Here is a 19,398-nt window from a genome sequence, read left to right on the forward strand (position 1 = left end):
CGATCTTCGGAATTGTCATGCGCAAACAAACTACTACAGCATCCGTCACACGTCCCTCGGGGCGTGCGGCGGATGCTGTAGGCAAATCACGGCCTGTGCCGGATCAATAGGGCGGACCTAGCCACACTACGTCTGCCATGGCAAGCAAGCGCCACTTCGCCCGAAGCCGGTTTGACCGTAAATTATGTCCGCTTCCGGGCAATATCTCGTGATACGGCATCCCCAGCACCGATATAGCGCCGGAACGCCTCGGGACCAGCCCCGGCAAAGAAATCGTCGGCGGAGCCGGTGGCCGCGACGGCGCCATTGTCCAGAAACACTACATTCTGGCCGATACGGCGCGCATCCTGCGGCTGGTGCGTGACGAACAGCACCGTCATGCCATGGTCGGCATGGACGCCGGCAACGAGGTCGAGCATGTCGTCGCGCAAAGCGGGCCCGAGCGAGGCGAAGGGTTCGTCGAGCAGCAGCACCGGACGATCGCGCACCAGCACGCGGGCCAGGGCGACGCGCTGGCGCTCACCGCCAGAGAGTTCGCCCGGCAAGCGTTGTTCCTTGCCGGCAAGGCCGGTCCGCGCAAGCGCGTCGGCAATCGCCGCGCGGTCGGCCTCGGTCAGCCGCAGCGACGGCGAGCGGCCGAGCCCGACATTCTGCTCGACGCTGAGATGAGCGAAAAGGTTGTTTTCCTGGAACACCATCGACACCGGCCGCGCCGCCGGAGGCGCACCGCCGACATCGGCCCCACCGATCAGCACACGGCCGGAGCGTGGCGTCTCGAACCCGGCGACCAGGTTGAGCAGCGTCGATTTGCCCGAGCCGCTCGGCCCCATTATGGCGGTGATTTCCGCCGCCGCGAACGCGACATCGAAGGCAAGCGGCGCCTCGCCATAGCTGAACGAAACCTTATCCAGCCGCACCGGAACACCTTTCCTGCCAATCGCCCCGTCTTTCCTGCCAATCGCCCCGTCAGACATCGCGGGCCATTCCTTTCCCCAGCCGGTCCGCTGCCAGGACCAGCGCCAGGCAAACCAGGCCGAGCAACAGTGCCAGGCCGGCGGCGTCCGCGGTGCGGTAGCTGCCCATGCGCGCCAGCAGAAGGTAGGGCAATGTCTGCACGGAATCACTGCCGAACAGCGCGATGACACCGAGATCGCCAAGCGACAGCGCCATGGCGAAGGCGAAGGCGGTGGCGAGCGGCCGCCGCAGCGACGGCCAGTCGACCAGCCGCAGCCTGGCCCAGCCCGCTATGCCGAGCTGCGCGCAGAGCCGTTCGTGACGCTCGCTGCCCGCATCATAGGCGGGACGGACGGCGCGCAACGCAAAAGGCATCGCCATCACCGCATTCACGGTGACGACCATGACCGGGGCGATGGCGAAGACATCGCCGGCATGGCGCAGCAGCAGGAACCAGCCGGCGCCGATGACGATGGGCGGCACGACCAGGACGAACCCCGCGCCGGTATCGGTGGCGTGTTCGAGCAGCGTCCTTGGCCCGGAGCGGCGGTTCAGCGCCAGCGCCCGGCGCGCCATGGTCAAGGCCAGCGACAGCATCACCGAAAGCAGCGCCGACAGGAAGGCCAGCACCGCACTCGTCAGCGTCGCCTGCCGGACTGCGGCCTCGCCGGCGAGCCGGCCGAGATCGGCGCCAAGCCCGGCGATCACCGTGGCTGTCATCGGTCCGGCAACGAACAGCAGCGCCAACACGATGAGCGCCGCGTTCAGCCAGGTCTCGGTCCGGTTGACGGAGAGATAACGGCGCGGTGCGACCGGCAGGTTGGTGTCGCCGACGATATTGGTGCCAAGCCGCGTCAGCGTCAGCACCACGATGAAGGTCAAGGCGATCTGCAGCAGCGTCAGCGCGACCGCCCGCGCGGGATCGAAATCGAAGCGCAGCGCCTGATAGATGCCGACTTCCAGCGTCGTCGCGCCTGGTCCGCCGCCGAGCGTCAGCACGATGGTGAAGGAGGTAATGCAGAGCATGAAGACGAGCCCGGCGACGCCGGGCAAGGCGGCGCGCAGCGTCGGCCATTCGATCAGCCGGAACGCCGGCCGCGCGCCCATGCCAAGCTGGCTCGCCAGCCGCCACTGGTCGGCAGGAATGGTCTGCAGTGCCTCGAGGAACAGACGCGTGCTGAGCGGCAGGTTGAAGAAGACATGGGCGACGAGGATGCCGGACAGGCCGTAAATGCCTGGCCAGCCCTGGCCGCCGACCGCGCCGAACAGGCCGGCGAAATAACCGGCGCGGCCGTAGAGCGCCAGGATGCCGAGAGCCGCGACGATGGCCGGCAGCGCCAGCGGCACGGCGAAGAGCTGCAGCATGAAGGCGCGGCCCAGGAAGCGCGGGTGCCGCGACAGCGCACGCGCCACGAACAGCGCCGGTATCACCGACAGAAGTGTCGAAAGGGCGGCCTGCCAGAGCGTGAAGCGCACGACGCGCAGCAGATAGGGATCGAAGGCCGCCCAAGCGCCGGAGAAATCGTCAGCGCCTTCGACGAGCAACCCGGTAAACGCGCCACCGATCAGCAGCGCGATCGCGGTGAGCCCGATGGTGCCGGCGGTGACGCGGGGGTCAGACGCGCGTTGCACGCTGGACCGCCTGTCTTCGCGTCGCGGCACTTACAAAGGATTGTGCTCTACGGCGCCCCCCTCTGTCCTGCCGGACATCTCCCCCACTTGGGGGGAGATTGGCAGTTTCCGCGCTTAGCTTATATCTGCAGCGTCGGCGATTTGCGAAATCACCGATGACGTTCGATCTCCCCCCTTGTGGGGGAGATGTCCGGCAGGACAGAAGGGGGCGCCGTAGAGCAATCATCTTCGCTCGGTTTGCCTCAACCCTACTTGCTCATCACCGAAAGCCATTCGTCCACCCAGGCCTTGCGATTGGCGGCGACCTCCTCGGGGCTGAACAGCAAGGTCTTGGTCGGCTTGACCAGTTTGCCGAAGGCCGGGTTGAGCGGCTTGTCGGTCTTGCCGGCAGGGAACATCCAGTTGGTCTCGGGGATGGCGTCCTGGAATTTCGGGCTGGTCATGAAGGCCATGAACTTTGCAGACAGCGGGTTCCTGGTGCCCGTGGTGGTGATGCCGGCGACCTCGATCTGCAGGTATTCGCCCTCCTCGAAGGACGCCGCCTGGTAGCGCTCGGTGTTCTCGGCGATCATGTGATAGGCCGGCGACGTGGTGTAGGACAGCACCATCGGCGCCTCGCCCTTGGTGAACAGGCCGTAGGCCTCGCTCCAGCCCGGCGTCACCGTCAGCACCTTCGCCTTGAGCTTGGCCCAGGCCTCCGGCGCCTTGTCGCCATAGACCGATTTGACCCACAAAAGCAGGCCGAGGCCGGGCGTCGAGGTGCGCGGATCCTGGATGACGATCTTGTCGTCGGCACTGCCCTCGACCAATTCCTTCAGGCTCTTGGGCGGTGTCTTGAGCTTCTGCGTGTCATAGACGACGGCGAAATAGCCGTAGTCGAAGGGGACGAAAGTATCGTCGCTCCAGCCGCCCGGCACATTGACGTCGCTGACCGCGCCATGCGGCGCGAACAGGCCGGTGGCCTTGGCGTCAGCGGTGAGATTGGTGTCGAGGCCGAGCACGATATCGGCCTTGGTCGAGACCCCTTCGAGCTTGACGCGATTGAGCAGCGCCACGCCGTCGGCGACCGAGACGAACTCGACATCGCAGCCGCATTCGGCCTCGAATTCCTTCTTCACCACAGGGCCTGGACCCCAGTCGGCGGTGAAGCTTTCATAGGTGTAGACGGTGAGCTTGTCCTTGGCCAAGGCCGGCCCGGACAGCGCCAGAACCGCTGCCGAGACAAGAGAGTATAAAAGCGTGCGCATCGGCGCCTCCTTCGTTCGAGTTGAAAGGAATTGAGGCGTCGGACTGTCCGAAACGTCTAATCCCTCCGCCGGTACAAACCGGATCAGGTTCAGCGGGTTGGCGAGACTGCCTCTCAGCCGGTCCGCGAAGATCGCGTCCGGCACCCCGTTAGAGCGTTTCGACACATAGGCCGGGCCAATGAACCGCGCAAGTGGGAGTTTGCCGCCTTCCGTTTCGCGTGTCGGGCTGGTAAGGGCCACACGATATGAGCACATTCACCATCCTGCTTGGCGGCGATCTCATCCGCACGCCGCGGCTCGACCGCCAGATCGAAGGCTGCCGCGTGATCGCCGCCGACGCCGGCATCGGCCATGCGCGGCTGCTCGGCCTTGTCCCGGAACTCTGGGTGGGTGATTTCGATTCGGTGCCGGCCAATCTGCCTGACGATCTGGCCGCCGTGCCCCGCCAGACCTTTCCGCCGGAGAAGGACAAGACCGATGGCGAACTGGCGATCGCCGCCGCGCTCGCGCGCGCCGCGACCCGCCTGGTGCTGGCAGGCGCTTTCGGCGGCAAACGGGCCGACCATGCTTTCCTGCATCTGTCGCTCGCCCTGCGGCTGGCCGAGACCGGCACCGGAGTGGTGCTGACCAGCGGCGCCCAGGAAGGCGTGCCCTTGCTGTTGGGAAAGGCGGGCTTCGACTATGCCGACGGCACGCTGTTTTCGATCCTCGGCTTTTCAGACCTCGCCGGCCTGACCGTCACCGGCGCCAAATGGCCGCTGAACCATGTCGAGGTGGCCTTCGGTTCATCGCTGACCATCTCCAACGAGGTCAGGGGGGGCCTCGAAATCGCGCTCGGCCATGGCCGCGCGCTGCTGCTCGCTCATCCCTATCCCTTGCCCGAAAGCTGACATGGCCCCGCCTCTTCTCAATCTCGACGGGATAAAACTGACCTTCGGCGGCACGCCGCTGCTCGATGGCGCCGCCTTGACCGCTTCGGCCGGCGACAAGATCGCGTTGGTCGGCCGCAACGGCTCGGGCAAGTCGACGCTGCTCAAGATCGCCGCCGGCCTGATCGAACCCCAGGACGGCGAGGTGTTCCGCCAACCGTCGGCGACCGTGCGCTATCTGCCGCAGATGCCCGACATGGAAGGCTTCGCGACGGTCCGCGCCTATGTCGAGGCAGGCCTCGGCCCCGCCGATGATCCCTACCGCGCCAGCTATCTGATGGAGCATCTCGGCCTGTCGGGCGAGGAGCGGCCGAACGATCTGTCCGGCGGCGAGGCCAGGCGCGCCGCCCTTGCCCGCGTCATGGCGCCGGAACCGGACATCCTGCTGCTTGATGAGCCGACCAACCATCTCGATCTGTCGGTCATCGAGTGGCTGGAAGAAGAGCTTGTCCGCACCTCCTCGGCACTTATCGTCATCTCGCACGACCGCCGTTTCCTCGAACGCGTCTCGCGCGCCACCATCTGGCTTGACCGCGGCCAGACCCGCAGGCTCGACAAGGGTTTTGGCCATTTCGAGGAGTGGCGCGATCAGGTGCTGGAAGAGGAAGAGCGCGAGCAGCACAAGCTCGGCCGCCAGATCGTGCGCGAGGAGCACTGGCTGCGCTATGGCGTGACGGCGCGGCGCAAGCGCAACATGCGCCGCCTCGGCGAGCTGCAGACCATGCGCAAGAATTTTCGCGGCCATCGCGGCGCCGAGGGTTCGGCGACCATGGTGGCCAGCGACGCCGCCGAATCCGGCAAGCTGGTGATCGAAGCCAAGAACATCGAGAAAAGTTTTGGCGATCTCACCGTGGTCAAGGGATTCTCGACCCGCATCCAGCGCGGCGACCGCGTCGGCCTCGTCGGGCCGAACGGCGCCGGCAAGACGACGCTTTTGAAGATGCTGACCGGCGAACTGGCGCCGGATGCAGGCTCGGTCCGGCTCGGCACCAATCTCGAAATCGCCACGCTCGACCAGAAGCGCGAGGCGGTCGACCCGCAGGAGACCCTGGCGCAATATCTCACCGACGGGCGCGGCGAAAACCTCGTCATCAATGGCGAGCAGCGCCATGTCGTCTCCTACATGAAGGATTTCCTGTTCAAGCCGGAACAGGCGCGCACGCCGGTGCGTGAACTGTCCGGTGGCGAGCGGGCGCGGCTGATCCTGGCGCGCGTGCTGGCGCGGCCGGCGAACCTCCTGGTGCTCGACGAGCCGACCAACGATCTCGACATGGAGACGCTGGAACTCCTGCAGGAACTGGTCGCCGGTTTTGCCGGAACCGTCATCCTGGTCAGCCACGACCGCGATTTCCTCGACCGCACCGTCACCAGCATCATCGCGCCGGACGGCGGCGGCCGCTGGGTCGAATATGCCGGCGGCTATTCCGACATGCTGGCCCAACGCGGCGGCACCAGGCTCGACGACCGCAAGGCGCGCGCCAAGACTGAAGCCGCCGATATGCCGGCCCAGGCCAGGAGCGAGCCGGCAGCGCCAAAAGGGCCGGCGAAGAAGCTATCGTTCAAGCAGAAATTCGCACTGGAATCGCTCCCCAAGAAAATCGAGGCGGTGACCGCCTCGATCTCTCGGCTTGAAAACAACATCGCCGATCCGGCCTATTACGAGCGCGATCCAGCCTCGTTCCAAAAGACCATCGCCGCCCTCGACAAGGAACGCGCTACGCTGGCCGCACTGGAAGAAGAGTGGCTGGAACTGGAGATGCTGCGCGAGGAGATGGAAGGCTAGGTCTCGCTAACCGCGATTGGTGTTGCTTGCCATGATGCGGATATGCGCATACATTATGCGCATGTTGCGGAGGTCGCCATGCGAAAGATTGCCTTGAATGCGATCCGTCAGCCAGCAAACCTGTCGATCGATTCGAACCTCATGAGAGAAGCCAAAGGGCTTGACGTCAATGTCTCGCGCGCTGCGGAAGCGGGCATCGCGGAGGCGGTAGCTGCGGAAAAAACGCGGCTGTGGAAACTTGAGAACCGCGCCACAATGGAGGCGTGGAACGACTATGTCGAAAAGAACGGTATTCCGCTGGAAGAATATCGGCAGTTCTGATGGCGCGTTACGACGTCTTCGCCAGTCGCGTCGAGGGCAATTATCTGCTCGACGTTCAATCCGACCTGCTCGACAACTTCAAGACGCGGGTAGTCGTTCCGCTGCTGCCGGTTGCAATGGTGCCACCCCCGATGCGAAAGCTTCATCCCATTTTTGAGATCAGCGGCCGGAAGCTGGTAATGGCGACACACCTGATTGCCACCGTTCCGGCTACTGAATTGAGTGAAAGTCGGCTGAACCTGACGAAGCATCACGACGACATCGTCGCCGCGCTCGACATGCTGTTCCAGGGTTTCTGAACGAAGGCGATCGTTAGGCCGCCCCCTCAACCCGCCGTCTTGGCCTGCCAGGCCTTGATCGCCTCGTCGAACACCTTCTCGCCGGGTATGCCTTTTTCCATGGTCAGCAGCGCCCGCCGTCCGGTCTTGTAGACGACCGGCACGTCGATCCAGTCCTGGCCGCGCAGCAAGGTCATGTTGGCGTCCTCGTCGGCCTTGGTGTCGTTGAGCGCGACGAGGAAGAAGCCGTCGGCGATCTTGGCCGGAATGCCGATCAGCGGGCTGCCGGCATCCTGTTCGGAGCTTTTCATGGCGACGCGCAGGATGTTGTCGACACCGCCGCCCTCGAAACCGTCGGGCGTCAGGAAAATCATCTCGATGATATGGCTCGCCGGCAGCGTCTGGTCGGTGTTGCGGCGGATGGTCATGCGCAGCTGGATGTCCTTGCCGGGGATGGTCGCTTCGGCGCGGATCGCCGGCTCGGGCGGCAGGTCGCCGCCGGGCGATTCCTGCACCAGCGACCAGACGATGCTGCCGGGCTCGGCCGAACCCTGCGCGGTGCTGGTGCGCTCCTCATAGAAGATCGCCTTCTGGCCAACCGGCACCGCGGCTTGCGTCGCCGGAGCGGCGGCCGCGGGCGGCGTGGCGGCCGCGGGAGCCGGCGGCGTAGCGGCGGCATCGGCCGGTGCCGCGGGTGCGGTGCCGTTGGCGGGCGGCGTTGCCGGCGCAGCACCCGCCTCGGGCGGGGTCGCGGCGGGGGCAGGCGTGGCGGCGGCCGGAGGCGTATTGGCCGGCGCGTTCGTTGCCGTTGGCGGCGTCGTCAACGCGGCGACGGATTCGCCCTCGCCTATGCCGCTTTGCCCACCGGCCGGGCCGGGATCGGTTTCGCCGCCTTCAGGGGTCAGCCGCTGCGTGAACTTCGTCGCTTCGGCGCCTGCCGCCGGCGGCGCCGCCGCGTCGGTCGCCGGCTTGGCCGGCGCCGGTTTCACCGGTTCGGTCTTGGCAACCTTGCTGCCGTCCAGGCCCAGCATCTTGCCGAAGGCATCCTTGTTCAGCCAGATGCCATAGCCGCCGCCGGCAACGACCAGCAGGGCGACGACGGCGGCAATCAGCCCGCCATAGCTGCGCTTGCGCTCGGCGGGACGCAAACGCTGGAAGGTGTCGGCCGTGGCCGGCTCGTCATCATTGGGAAAGACATCCGGCTGGTCGTGTTCCTGGTCCGCGTCCATGCCCGGCAGGTTCTTGTCAGCCAGATTGAAGGATGCCGGCTGCACCGACGCGGGCTTCGGCCAGCTTGGCTCGGGCTTGGCGGCGGGCGGCGGCGCGGGCCGGTAAGGTTCCGGCTTTGCGGTGGGCGCCGCTGCGGGCGCTGGCCACGACGGCCCCGCATTCGCCGGCTGGCGTGTGTGGTTCGGCTGGTTCTTGTTGCGGTCGATGGAGGAAAAGATGTTTTCCAACTCGGCGAGCGGATCCGTCTCCGGCACGCTCTTGGTGTAGTCGCGCTCGACACTGGAGATAGCATCTTCCAGACCGCGCTTCTGCTTGGCGGCATCCGACGGCGACAGCGGCGGATCGCGCAGGGCAATCTTGGCTGCGATCGTCGAGCGGGCCTTGTCATAGACCCTCGCCCGCATCTCCGGCGACTGATCGCTGAGGTTGTCTATCGTTTTCTTCAGAACAGCAACGAAATCTGCCATGCTTCAGTCGACCTGTATTTTTGCTTCCGCGCCGGCCCCCGCAAATCAGCCGCAATGCCCGGAAAGGCTTCAGAAACTAGTCTTGAAACGGATCGGTCACAAGTATCGTATCGTCCCGTTCCGGACTGGTGGAGAGGAGTGCTACCGGTGCGCCGATGAGCTCCTCGATGTATCGGACATATTTGACGGCCTGGGCCGGAAGATCGTTCCAGCTGCGCGCCCCGGCGGTGGTGCCTTTCCACCCCTCCAGCGTCTCGTAGACCGGTTCGACACGGGCCTGCGCGCCCTGGCTCGCCGGCAGATAGTCGATCGCCTCGCCGTCGAGGCGGTAGCCGGTGCAGACCTTGATCTCATCCAGCCCGTCGAGCACGTCGAGCTTGGTCAGCGCAATGCCCTTGATGCCGTTGACGGCGACGGCCTGGCGCACCAGCACCGCGTCGAACCAGCCGCAGCGGCGCTTGCGCCCGGTGACGACGCCGAATTCATGGCCGCGCGTGCCGAGGAACTCGCCGATCTCGTTCTTCTGTTCGGTCGGGAAAGGTCCCTCGCCGACGCGTGTCGTGTAGGCCTTGGTGATGCCGAGCACATAGCCGATCGCGCCTGGACCAACGCCCGCGCCGGCGGCCGCTTGCCCGGCGACCGTGTTCGACGAGGTGACGAAAGGATAGGTGCCGTGGTCGATGTCGAGCAGCGTGCCTTGCGCACCCTCGAACAGGATGCGCTCGCCGGCGCGGCGCTTGTCATCGAGGATCTTCCAGACCCGGTCCATGTAGGGCAGGATCTCGTCGGCGACCGAGGTCAATTCCGTCATGATCGCATCATGCGTGACTTCAGCATGGCCAAGCCCGCGACGCAGCGCATTGTGATGCGTCAGCAGCCTGTCGACTTTCAGGGGAAGCGTTTCCAAATCCGCCAGATCCATCACCCGAACGGCGCGTCGCCCCACCTTGTCCTCGTAAGCGGGGCCGATGCCACGGCGGGTCGTGCCAATCTTCGTTCCGGAATTGGAGGCAGCGTCCTCGCGGAATCCGTCCAGCTCCCGGTGCAGCGACAGGATAAGCGCCGTGTTTTCGGCTATTTTCAGGCGATCGGGCGTCACTTCGACGCCTTGCGCCTTGAGCTTCGCCACTTCGGCCACGAAAGCATGCGGATCGAAGACCACGCCATTGCCGATGATGGACAGCTTGCCTTGCCGCACGACGCCGGACGGCAACAGCGACAGCTTGTAGACCTTGCCGTCGACAACCAGCGTGTGGCCGGCATTGTGGCCGCCCTGGAAACGCACCACGACATCGGCGCGCTCCGACAGCCAGTCGACGATCTTGCCCTTGCCTTCGTCGCCCCACTGCGAGCCGACGACCACCACATTGGCCATGTTTCTTTTCCCTTGAGACGCCGCCAAGCGGCTTGGATTTGGTTCGAAACGACAGGCCTCTATAGCGTCAAGACCTCGCGAGTGCGACCTTTCTTTGCCGCCGAAAATGCCCTGAGGCACAACAATTTTCGGCTTTGACATCATTTACTTGGGCTGACGGGGGCAATAGGCCGGCAAACACCGTGGCCATCCCCACGGCCGGAATCCCGCGATGCATCGAAGCGCCTACATATTCCTGCTGCTCACCACGCTGCTGTGGGGTGGCAATTCGGTGGCCGGCAAGCTGGCGGTCGATCACGTCTCGCCGATGACGCTGGTCTTCCTGCGCTGGGTGCTGGCGGTGGCGATCCTGCTGCCGATCGGCTGGCGCACGATCCAGGAAGACTGGCCTGTCGTGCGCCGGAACTGGTTCGTGCTGGCCGCACTTGGGGCCAGCGGCTTCACCTTGTTCAACACCATTTTCTACACCGCGCTCAACTACACGACGGCGATCAATGTCTCGATCGAACAGGCGGCGATGCCGGTCTTGATCATCATCGCCAATTTCATCTTCTTCCGCTTGCGTGTGAGCTGGGCGCAGATTGCCGGCGTGGTGCTGACCATCTTCGGCGTAGTCCTGACTGCCTGCCATGGCGATCCGCGCCGGCTGCTCACATTGGAACTCAATTTCGGCGACGCCATCATGCTGGTGGCGGTCGTCCTCTACAGCGGCTATTCGGTCGGGCTGCGGATGAAGCCGGTGATGCGTTGGCAGAGCCTGATGCTGTCCCTGGCGGTCGCTGCGCTCATCACCTCGCTGCCCTTCTTCCTGTGGGAGGTCGCCGCCGGCAAAGTCATCGTGCCCGACGCACGCGGCTGGACGGTGATCGTCTACACCGCGATCGGCGCCTCGGTCATCTCGCAGATAACTTACATCAGGGGCAACGAACTGATCGGCGCCAACCGCGCCGGCCTGTTTATCAACCTGGTGCCGATCTTCGGCACGCTGCTCTCGGTCGTGATCGTCGGCGAGACGTTCCAACTCTATCAGGCGCTGGCACTCGTGCTCGTGCTTGGCGGCATCGCGCTCGCCGAATATAGCGGGCGAAAGACGGCGATACTTAACCGCCCCAGGGTGCCGAACCGCCCCGCATAGGTTCGCTCTGGCCGCTTACAGCCGCTACTGCACCAATTCCTTGCGCACCGCCGCGATGTCGTCGGATGAGACGGCCGGAGCGGAATTGCCCCAGCTGCCGCGCACATAGGTCAACACGTCGGCGATTTCCTGATCCTTCAGGCGCCATGCCAGCGAAGGCATGGCAGGCGTCGTCGGCGCGCCCGCCGTGTGGACGGCCTGGCTTCCGGCGAGAACGACCCGGGCAAGCGTTTCAGGATTGCCCTGCGCGACAATCGAATTGCCGACGAGCGTCGGGAAGAGCGCCCCGGCCCCGACACCATCGCCACCATGGCAGGCCGAACAATTGTCGTGGTAGATCGCCTCGCCCGCCGCCAAGCGCGCTTCGTCGGGTTTTGGCGCTTGAGCATTGCCGGCATCCGACCCCAGGCTCTTGAGATAGACGGCAACCGCCTCGAGGTCGGGTTCCGTCATCTTCGAGGTCGAGTTTTCAACCGCCTCCGCCATCGGGCCGGACGCGATCGAATGCGCGTTGACGCCAGTCCTGAGGTAGGCGACTACATCGTCCTCCGACCATTTCCCGAGGCCGGATTGAGCATTGTTGGTGATATCAGGCGCGAACCAGCCCTGCAGCGATGCCCCTTGCAGGAAAACGCTGTCCTGATCAGCTCCAAGGAAGGATTTGGGCGTATGACAGGTGCCGCAGTGGCCTGCCCCCTGTACGATATAGGCGCCACGGTTCCATTCCGCCGACTTGGACGGATCCGGCTTGAAGCCGTCCTCGCTGAAGTTGAGCAGATTCCAGCCCCACATCGCCAGCCGGATATTCAGCGGGAATGGCAGTTGATTGGCTTCGACCTTGTTCGAAACCGGCTCGACCGTGGTCAGGTACGCCCACAGGTCCGAAATGTCCTGCTCGTTCATCCTGGTATAGGCAGGGTATGGCATGGCGGGATAGAGCCGCACGCCATCGTGGCCGATGCCCGTCTTCATCATGCTGCGGAAATCGGCCTCAGACCAATTGCCGATGCCCGTCTCGTGATCGGGTGTGATGTTGGGCGGCACCAGCGCGCCGAACGGTGTTTCCAGCGGCAGGCCGCCGGCTAGAGGTTTGCCGCCCGGTCTAGTGTGACAACCCGCGCAGTCGCCGAGCACGGCCTGGTATCGGCCGCGTATGATCTGGTCCGCCTGGTCGGCAGCCATTGCCGGGGCGATCGCGAGCAGCGCAGCGCTGGCGGCGAATGTGAGAGCGAGCGTTCTCACGCTTGCACCAGCGGTGCGCCGGGATTGCGCAGATACTGGTTGCGGATGGCATCGGCGGCCCGGAAGGCCAGCGCGCCGACCGTTCCTGTCGGGTTCTTGCCGGCATTTTGCGGAAAGGCCGACGCGCCGATGACGAAGACGTTGGGCACATCCCAGCTCTGCAGGAAGGTATTGACGGCACTTTTCCTGGGGTCCGTGCCCATGATGGCGCCGCCCGTGTTGTGGGTGCTCTGATAGGGTACGCTGTCCCAGCCCTTCTTGCGGCGGCCGACGCTGTACTGCTTGCCGCCGAGCGCTTTGGCGATGTCTTCCATCCGGTCGCAGAGATAGTTCGACATGCGGATATCGTTGTCGGGAAAATCGAACGTCATGCGCATCAGCGGCCGGCCGAAGCGATCCTTGTAGGTCGGGTCGAGGTCGAGATAGTTGGTGCGCGTCGCGTAGCTGCTGCCCTGCGACGAGAAGCCGAGCGTGCTCTTGTAGCCTGCGACGGTGGCCTTCTTCCAGGCGCTGCCCCATTTCGGCGTGCCGGGCAGCGTCGGCCTGGTGGCGATCGGGCGGCCGTTGGTGGGGATGCAGTTGATGCCCGCGCCACCGACGAAATCGAGTGCGCCGTGATCGAAGGCGTCGCCATTATAGTCGTCGATCGTCTGTCCGAGCGCGCCTGCGGCGATGAACGGATTGAAATTCTTGTCGTCGAAGAACACCTGAACGCCGGCATTTGTCTGGTAGCAGTAATTGCGGCCGACCGTTCCTTCGCCGGTGACGGGGTCGTAGATCTTTCCGATACCCGACAGCATCATCAGGCGGGCATTGTGCAGGCCGTAGGCGCACAAAATCACGAGATCGGCCGGCTGGAAGAATTCCTGCCCCGACGTATCGACATAGGTCACGCCGCGCGCCGACTTGCCGCCGGCGGCGAGATCGACATGCAGCACTTCGCTGTCGGTGCGAACCTCGAAATTGGCCTTCTTCATCAGGACGGGAAGGATCGTGGTCTGGGCGCTCGATTTGGAATAGTTGGCGCAGCCGAAACGCTCGCAGAAACCGCAATAGGTGCACTGCCCCATCGTGATGCCGAGCGGATTGACATAGGTCCGCGACATGTTGGCGGACGGCGTCGGGAACGGGTGCAACCCCATCGACCGGCCGGCATTGGCAAACAGGGTCGGTGCGTAGGTCATTTCCATCGGCGGGTTCGGATAGTCCCGCGCCCGGGGATCCTCGAATGGATTGCCGCCTTCCTGCAACTTGCCCTTGATGTTGCCGGCCTTGCCCGAGATCCCCGCCAGATATTCGAACTGGTCGTAATAGGGCTCCATTTCGGCGCCGGTCACGCCCCAGTCCTCGACCTGAAGGTCCGCTATCCTTGCCGCGCCGTATTTCCGGGTCAGGTTGGTCTTGATCTGAAAGTCCGAATCCCAGAACCGCCACGTGTGGCCGTTCCAGTGGACACCGGCGCCGCCGACACCATTGCCGGGCAGGAACGAGCCGAAATCGCGCATCGGCAACGCCGTCTGCGACGGGTCGTTGCGCATCGTCATGGTTTCCACGGCCGGCTGCAGGAACAGGTCGCGCCGGACGCTGTAGCGCAATTCGTCCTGCGCATAGCCGATGTTGAAATCGGTTGCCGTGTCGCGCCATGGACCGCGCTCGATGGCAAGCACGTCGAGGCCCTGATCGGTGAGTTCATGGGCGAGGATGGCGCCGGTCCAGCCGAGGCCGACGATCACGACATCTTTGCGGGGCAGGATCGTCGTCATCGTCAGCTCCTCTTCGTGAACCATTCCGGGCTGCCCTCTATGGAGACAGGCGGCCGCGGATAGGGCTGATTGTGCTTGCTGACATGATCACGATAATCATAGCGCGCGCCGGGAAAACCGAGCATGCGCCACGACACCATGTCCTTGTTGCCGCCATAGACCGGATCGGCGAAGAACCCTTCCATGGTGTTCTGCAGCAGCAGCCCAAAGAAGCCGGCAGCCTTGACGCCGTCAGGCAATTCGACCTTTCCGGCTTCCATGGCGGTCAGGAATGCATCCTGCTCGGCCGGCTGAAGCTCGGCGAATGTCTTGCCATCCCGCTGCTTCAGGAAGGCGTCGATGGCGGCGAGCCCGGTGCGGTAGCGCTGGGCGGGATTGGCCTCGCCCTGATAGCCCTGCGTGGGCAATCCCGGCGCGAATGGCCCTTGTGTGTAGAGCCGGCTCGAGGTTCCGAACGCGCCCGTCAATTGCCTGTCGATATAGACGGCACAGCCGGCTTCCTTGCCCCCCATGCTGAGATCGTCGGCGGGAACGAGGCGGTCGACGATGGCCTCGACCAAGGCCGCTTCCTGTGGCGTGAAGAATTGCCAGCCGCCAGGAACGACCCGCATCGGCGGATCGGACGACAAGGGCGTCCAAGGCAAGGATCCCGAGAACGAGCGGGCGAAGCTTGCCGAAGTCGCCGTTACCGTAAACATCGCGACTGAAGACAGGAAAAGGCGCCGGCTCAGCCAGACAGTATTGCGATGATCCATCGAAGGCTCCTCGACAGCAACAGGCACACGCCGAAAGCCGCAGCCAAATTCATGACGAAAACTGTAAAGTTTAAGCCGCACCAATCAGTTGGCGATAACCTGCGAAATGAAAGCGGGATCGTCAAGCAGAACACTGGATCGTTGGATTGGGCCAGGCTTTTTGCTTATCGTCACCTGCTAATGTACCAGAAACTGAACAAACCATCCTTGGATCAGTCCGGAACTTGCTGCCGTCAAGCCCGATCCCGGGGACGGCCTGGATTTCCGGATCGCGCACACCGACGTCCACCACAGGCGTAATCCGCCGGCTGACTTAAGGACCAAAAACCGAAACGCGCCCGCGTGCTCGCCGGGCACGCGGGCGCGTTTCATCACAATGCGCCTGCCGGTTATGAAGGTACGGGCCTAAACACCACCCACGTCGAACTGCAGCCGCTTGGCCGAATCGATCGACTTGTGTGCCCGCACCTGTTCCAGCACCTTTTCCGGGAACGGCGCGTCCAGGTAGAGCAGCGCGATGGCGTCGCCGCCCGGGCGGTTACGGCCAAGCTGGAAGTTGGCGATGTTGACGCCGTTCTCGCCGCACACCGTGCCAAGCAGGCCGATGATGCCGGGCGCGTCGGCATTGGTCGTGTAGAGCATGTGCTGGCCGACCTCGGCGTCGAGATTGATGCCCTTGATCTGGATGAAGCGCGGCTTGCCATCGGAGAAGCAGGTGCCGGCGATCGAGCGCGTCCTGTGCTCGGTCGTGACGGTGAGCTTGATATAGCCGTCGAACACGCCCGACTTGTCGCGCTTGACCTCGGCGACGATGATGCCACGCTCCTTCACCATGATCGGCGCCGACACCATGTTGACGTCGGAGACCTGCGGCCGGATCAGGCCGGCAAGTGCGGCACTGATCAGCGCGCGCGTGTTCATCGTCGCGGTCGACCCGTCGAACAGGATCTCGACCTCCTTGATCGGATCCTCGGTGACCTGGCCGACAAAGGCGCCGAGCACTTCCGCCAGCTTCACGAAGGGCTTCAGCCGCGGCGCTTCCTCCGCCGTGATCGACGGCATGTTGATGGCGTTGGAGACGGCGCCCTTGATCAGATAGTCCGACATCTGTTCGGCGACCTGCAGCGCGACATTCTCCTGCGCTTCCGCCGTCGAGGCGCCGAGATGCGGCGTCGCCACCACGTTCTCCATGCCGAACAGGGCGTTCTGCTCGGCCGGTTCGACCTCGAACACGTCGATGCCCGCACCCGCGACCTTGCCGCTTTTCAGCGCCGCGATCAGGTCGGCCTCGACGACCAGCCCGCCGCGGGCGCAGTTGATGATGCGCACGCCGTTCTTCATCTTGGCTATTGCCGCGGCATCGATGATGTTGCGCGTCTTGTCGGTTAGCGGCGTGTGCAGCGTGATGAAGTCCGCGCGAGCGAAAAGTTCGTCGAGTTCCACCTTGTCGACGCCGAGTTCCTCGGCACGCTTGTCCGACAGGAACGGGTCGAAGGCGATGACATGCATCTTCAGGCCGACGCCGCGCGTCGCGACGATCGAACCGATATTGCCGCAGCCGATGACACCCAGCGTCTTGCCGGTGATCTCGACGCCCATGAAGCGGTTCTTCTCCCATTTACCGGCATGGGTCGAGGCATTGGCTTCCGGGATCTGGCGCGCCAGGGCGAAGATCATCGCGACGGCATGTTCTGCCGTCGTGATCGAATTGCCGAAAGGCGTGTTCATCACGATGATGCCCTTGCGGCTGGCCGCAGGGATATCGACATTGTCGACGCCGATGCCGGCGCGGCCGACGACCTTGAGTTTGGTGGCGGCGTTGATCAGCTTTTCGGTGACCTTGGTCGCCGAACGGATGGCAAGGCCATCATACTGGCTGATCACCTCAAGCAGCTTTTCCTTGTCCTTGCCGAGGTCCGGCAGATAGTCGACCTCGATGCCGCGATCCTTGAAGATCTGGACTGCGGTGGTGGAGAGTTTATCCGAAACGAGAACGCGGGGCGCCATGGCGGCCTCCTTGAAATGGATTGTCGGGAAATGGCGCCCCGCGGGCCGCCACGAAATCTCAGGCTGCCGCTTTCAGCGACGCCTTCTGCGCGGCGAAGGCCCAGTCGAGCCAGGGCAGCAGCGCTTCGAGGTCCGAAGCCTCGACCGTTGCGCCACACCAGATGCGCAGGCCGGGGGGCGCGTCGCGATAGGAGCCGATGTCGTAGGCGACGCCCTCCTTGTCGAGCGCCGAGACCAGGCCCTTGGCGAAAGCCGCCTGCGCGTCGGCATCGAGTGCCACGACATCGGGATCGGTGAAGGACAGGCAGACGGAGGTGTTCGACCGCGTTGCCGGCAGGCTGGCGAGATGGCCAAGCCATGCGGACTTGTCGACGAAGCGATCGAGCACCGCGGCATTGGCGTCGGCCCTGGCGACCAGGGCATCGAGGCCGCCGATCGACTTCGCCCAGTTGAGCGCGTCGAGGTAATCCTCCACGCACAGCATCGACGGCGTGTTGATGGTCTCGCCCTTGAAGATACCTTCGATCAGCTTGCCGCCCGAGGTCAGGCGGAAGATTTTCGGCAGCGGCCATGAAGGCTTGTAGCTCTCCAGCCGCGCGACGGCACGCGGCGACAGGATCAGCATGCCGTGCGCGCCCTCGCCGCCCAGCACTTTCTGCCAGGAGAAGGTGACGACATCGAGTTTCTCGAAATCGAGCTTTTGCGCGAACGCGGCCGAAGTGGCGTCGCAGATGGTGAGGCCCTTACGATCGGCCGGGATGAAATCGCCGTTCGGCACGCGCACGCCCGACGTGGTGCCGTTCCAGGTGAAGACCACGTCGCGGTCGAAATCGATCTTGGTGAGATCAGGCAGTTCACCGTAGCCGGCCTCGATCTTGCGCACGTCGGCGAGCTTCAGCTGCTTGACCACGTCGGTGACCCAGCCGGAGCCAAAGCTTTCCCAGGCGACCATGTCGACACCACGCTCGCCGAGCAGCGACCACAGCGCCATCTCGACAGCGCCGGTGTCCGACGCCGGCACGATGCCGATGCGGTAGTCCGCCGGGACCTTGAGGATTTCGCGCGTCAGCTCGATTGCCTGTTCGAGCTTGGTCTTGCCGATCTTGGCGCGATGGGAACGGCCGAGCGCGGCATGCTTCAGCGCCTCGACCGACCAGCCGGGGCGTTTTGCGCAGGGACCTGAAGAAAAATTGGGATTTGCCGGACGGAGTCCGGGCTTCGTATGCGTCGTCATCGTGGTCTATCCTTCCAGATAGTGGCCCCTCGTTGGGGAGGGGTGGCCCACGGACGGCGATATGCGTTCAGGCCCCGGGCGTCAAGAGGAAAGTTTTTGTCACGGGCAGGATACCGGTGATCCGAGATCAGGATTCCGTGATTTCAAACGCAAACGGCGGACCCCAGGATCCGCCGCCAAAATCCTAGTCTGCCCCAAGTCTACCAGAGATCGTATCTCAGGCCGAGCTTGACCTGGTGATTGCTGATCCCTTTTTTGACCGGAAAGGAAGTCAGGCTTTCGGCTGTCACATATTCGGCGTCCGGGGCGGAGAAGTACTGATAGCCCAGATCGACGGAAACATTCTTCGTCACCTGGTAAGCCAAACCGGCATTCAGTGTGTAGGCCAGCGAGTACTGGTTCTTGTTGTCCTTCTGTGTGAGATTGTTTGCCGGGTCATTGTTATCGATGTAGGTCGCCGAAAGCTTGCGCGTACTGCGGACGACACCGACGCCGGCGCCGACATAAGGCGTGATCCCAACGTAGGTGCCAAGATCGACATAGCCGTTGAGCATTCCCGAGAAGGCATAGTTCTTCAGCGATGCCGATCCCACGGTCGGCAATGTCGGCAACGTTACGACCGCTGAATCATTATAGCTGGCGCTGGCGCTGTTGCCGGGCAGATAGCCGAAGTTGAGATCGGCGCGGAGGTAATCGTTGAAATGATATCCGAAGCCTACGCTCCCGAAAAATGCGTCTTCGCTCTGACCAAAGCTTTCGTTGTTGATCGTTGACGGGAAGGTGAAATCCCCATTCTTGAAACTCTTCTCCACCAGGTAGGAGACATCGCCGCGCAGGTACCAGCCGGAGCCAACCTCGACTGGCACGTAATCGGGCGCCTGATCGACATAGATCGGAGGATCGTAGTCGGCGGCCAAGGCTGGTGTCAGCGGCAACAGGGTGAGCGCGGCAAGCGCCTGCGCCATACGCGATGTGAGTGTCATGGTCCCCGGCTCCCGCATTCGGCCCGTCCGCGATCGTGACGGCTGCCATCGTTTCAAGGAGCA

At 64.0% G+C, this 19,398-nt stretch carries 16 protein-coding genes and 1 riboswitch; of the genes, 5 read left to right on the forward strand and 11 right to left on the reverse strand.

Features of this window, described 5'->3' with window-relative positions:
• Positions 1-182 precede the first annotated feature (182 nt).
• The 3 genes from thiQ to thiB form a co-directional block, all read right to left on the reverse strand.
• Complete coding sequence (gene thiQ, locus LB577_RS12245; protein ID WP_224686886.1) at positions 183-974, reverse strand: thiamine ABC transporter ATP-binding protein; 792 nt, start codon at positions 972-974, stop codon at positions 183-185.
• Positions 967-2,586 (reverse strand): thiamine/thiamine pyrophosphate ABC transporter permease, encoded by a 1,620-nt coding sequence (gene thiP / locus LB577_RS12250; protein ID WP_224686887.1) that lies wholly within the window; start codon positions 2,584-2,586, stop codon positions 967-969. The genes thiQ and thiP overlap by 8 nt, the downstream gene beginning before the upstream one ends.
• A gap of 248 nt (positions 2,587-2,834) precedes the next feature.
• The gene (gene thiB / locus LB577_RS12255; RefSeq protein WP_224686888.1) at positions 2,835-3,833 is read right to left on the reverse strand and encodes a thiamine ABC transporter substrate binding subunit; all 999 of its coding nucleotides are present in this window, start codon (positions 3,831-3,833) and stop codon (positions 2,835-2,837) included.
• Between the two features lie 43 nt (positions 3,834-3,876).
• A riboswitch (TPP riboswitch) is annotated at positions 3,877-3,991 on the reverse strand.
• An 87-nt stretch (positions 3,992-4,078) separates the two neighbouring features.
• Between thiB and LB577_RS12260 the strand changes: the two genes are divergently transcribed.
• The 4 genes from LB577_RS12260 to LB577_RS12275 all read left to right on the forward strand — a co-directional run bounded on the left by LB577_RS12260 (position 4,079) and on the right by LB577_RS12275 (position 7,165).
• On the forward strand, positions 4,079-4,723 hold the full coding sequence (locus LB577_RS12260; RefSeq protein WP_224686889.1) for a thiamine diphosphokinase: 645 nt from the start codon (positions 4,079-4,081) through the stop codon (positions 4,721-4,723).
• A gap of 1 nt (position 4,724) precedes the next feature.
• Positions 4,725-6,545: an ABC-F family ATP-binding cassette domain-containing protein gene (locus LB577_RS12265; protein WP_224686890.1), complete on the forward strand. Its 1,821-nt coding sequence runs from the start codon at positions 4,725-4,727 to the stop codon at positions 6,543-6,545.
• A gap of 78 nt (positions 6,546-6,623) precedes the next feature.
• Entirely contained in the window at positions 6,624-6,866 is a 243-nt protein-coding gene (locus LB577_RS12270; RefSeq protein WP_224686891.1) for a type II toxin-antitoxin system CcdA family antitoxin, read from the forward strand.
• Positions 6,866-7,165, forward strand: a complete 300-nt coding sequence (locus tag LB577_RS12275) for a CcdB family protein (protein WP_023776983.1) — start codon at positions 6,866-6,868, stop codon at positions 7,163-7,165. The genes LB577_RS12270 and LB577_RS12275 overlap by 1 nt, the downstream gene beginning before the upstream one ends.
• Positions 7,166-7,191: 26 nt before the next feature.
• On the opposite strand, the gene LB577_RS12280 is transcribed toward LB577_RS12275, so the two are convergent.
• A complete protein-coding gene (locus tag LB577_RS12280) occupies positions 7,192-8,841 on the reverse strand; it encodes a hypothetical protein (RefSeq protein ID WP_224686892.1) in 1,650 nt (549 codons plus the stop codon).
• Between the two features lie 76 nt (positions 8,842-8,917).
• On the reverse strand, positions 8,918-10,216 hold the full coding sequence (locus tag LB577_RS12285; RefSeq protein WP_023766155.1) for an adenylosuccinate synthase: 1,299 nt from the start codon (positions 10,214-10,216) through the stop codon (positions 8,918-8,920).
• Between the two features lie 211 nt (positions 10,217-10,427).
• Here LB577_RS12285 and LB577_RS12290 point away from each other — a divergent pair, with 211 nt between their 5' ends.
• The gene (locus LB577_RS12290) at positions 10,428-11,351 is read left to right on the forward strand and encodes a DMT family transporter (protein WP_224686893.1); all 924 of its coding nucleotides are present in this window, start codon (positions 10,428-10,430) and stop codon (positions 11,349-11,351) included.
• A 24-nt stretch (positions 11,352-11,375) separates the two neighbouring features.
• Here the strand turns inward: LB577_RS12290 and LB577_RS12295 are convergent, their stop codons facing one another.
• The 6 genes from LB577_RS12295 to LB577_RS12320 all read right to left on the reverse strand — a co-directional run bounded on the left by LB577_RS12295 (position 11,376) and on the right by LB577_RS12320 (position 19,335).
• The gene (locus LB577_RS12295; RefSeq protein WP_224686894.1) at positions 11,376-12,593 is read right to left on the reverse strand and encodes a cytochrome c; all 1,218 of its coding nucleotides are present in this window, start codon (positions 12,591-12,593) and stop codon (positions 11,376-11,378) included.
• Positions 12,590-14,356, reverse strand: a complete 1,767-nt coding sequence (locus LB577_RS12300; protein WP_224686895.1) for a GMC family oxidoreductase — start codon at positions 14,354-14,356, stop codon at positions 12,590-12,592. The genes LB577_RS12295 and LB577_RS12300 overlap by 4 nt, the downstream gene beginning before the upstream one ends.
• Before the next feature lie 2 nt (positions 14,357-14,358).
• Positions 14,359-15,111, reverse strand: a complete 753-nt coding sequence (locus LB577_RS12305; RefSeq protein ID WP_224686896.1) for a gluconate 2-dehydrogenase subunit 3 family protein — start codon at positions 15,109-15,111, stop codon at positions 14,359-14,361.
• A 405-nt stretch (positions 15,112-15,516) separates the two neighbouring features.
• Positions 15,517-17,118 (reverse strand): phosphoglycerate dehydrogenase, encoded by a 1,602-nt coding sequence (gene serA, locus LB577_RS12310; protein WP_023766149.1) that lies wholly within the window; start codon positions 17,116-17,118, stop codon positions 15,517-15,519.
• Between the two features lie 58 nt (positions 17,119-17,176).
• Positions 17,177-18,352: a phosphoserine transaminase gene (locus LB577_RS12315; protein ID WP_224686897.1), complete on the reverse strand. Its 1,176-nt coding sequence runs from the start codon at positions 18,350-18,352 to the stop codon at positions 17,177-17,179.
• 200 nt (positions 18,353-18,552) lie between these two features.
• Positions 18,553-19,335, reverse strand: a complete 783-nt coding sequence (locus LB577_RS12320) for an outer membrane protein (RefSeq protein ID WP_224686898.1) — start codon at positions 19,333-19,335, stop codon at positions 18,553-18,555.
• Between the last annotated feature and the right edge of the window lie 63 nt (positions 19,336-19,398).

Source organism: Mesorhizobium sp. B283B1A (genome assembly GCF_020165735.1).
In the GTDB taxonomy this organism is placed as follows: Bacteria; Pseudomonadota; Alphaproteobacteria; order Rhizobiales; family Rhizobiaceae; genus Mesorhizobium; species Mesorhizobium opportunistum.

Bases quoted from the DNA above. Each gene is read 5' to 3' on its own strand.
- LB577_RS12320 (WP_224686898.1), bottom strand. From the start codon at position 19,335: ATGACACTCACATCGCGTATGGCGCAGGCGCTTGCCGCGCTCACCCTG.
- thiB (WP_224686888.1), bottom strand. From the start codon at position 3,833: ATGCGCACGCTTTTATACTCTCTTGTCTCGGCAGCGGTTCTGGCGCTG.
- LB577_RS12265 (WP_224686890.1), top strand. From the start codon at position 4,725: ATGGCCCCGCCTCTTCTCAATCTCGACGGGATAAAACTGACCTTCGGC.
- LB577_RS12280 (WP_224686892.1), bottom strand. From the start codon at position 8,841: ATGGCAGATTTCGTTGCTGTTCTGAAGAAAACGATAGACAACCTCAGC.
- thiQ (WP_224686886.1), bottom strand. From the start codon at position 974: ATGTCTGACGGGGCGATTGGCAGGAAAGACGGGGCGATTGGCAGGAAA.
- LB577_RS12290 (WP_224686893.1), top strand. From the start codon at position 10,428: ATGCATCGAAGCGCCTACATATTCCTGCTGCTCACCACGCTGCTGTGG.
- LB577_RS12275 (WP_023776983.1), top strand. From the start codon at position 6,866: ATGGCGCGTTACGACGTCTTCGCCAGTCGCGTCGAGGGCAATTATCTG.
- LB577_RS12300 (WP_224686895.1), bottom strand. From the start codon at position 14,356: ATGACGACGATCCTGCCCCGCAAAGATGTCGTGATCGTCGGCCTCGGC.
- LB577_RS12285 (WP_023766155.1), bottom strand. From the start codon at position 10,216: ATGGCCAATGTGGTGGTCGTCGGCTCGCAGTGGGGCGACGAAGGCAAG.
- LB577_RS12260 (WP_224686889.1), top strand. From the start codon at position 4,079: ATGAGCACATTCACCATCCTGCTTGGCGGCGATCTCATCCGCACGCCG.
- LB577_RS12315 (WP_224686897.1), bottom strand. From the start codon at position 18,352: ATGACGACGCATACGAAGCCCGGACTCCGTCCGGCAAATCCCAATTTT.
- LB577_RS12305 (WP_224686896.1), bottom strand. From the start codon at position 15,111: ATGGATCATCGCAATACTGTCTGGCTGAGCCGGCGCCTTTTCCTGTCT.
- LB577_RS12270 (WP_224686891.1), top strand. From the start codon at position 6,624: ATGCGAAAGATTGCCTTGAATGCGATCCGTCAGCCAGCAAACCTGTCG.
- serA (WP_023766149.1), bottom strand. From the start codon at position 17,118: ATGGCGCCCCGCGTTCTCGTTTCGGATAAACTCTCCACCACCGCAGTC.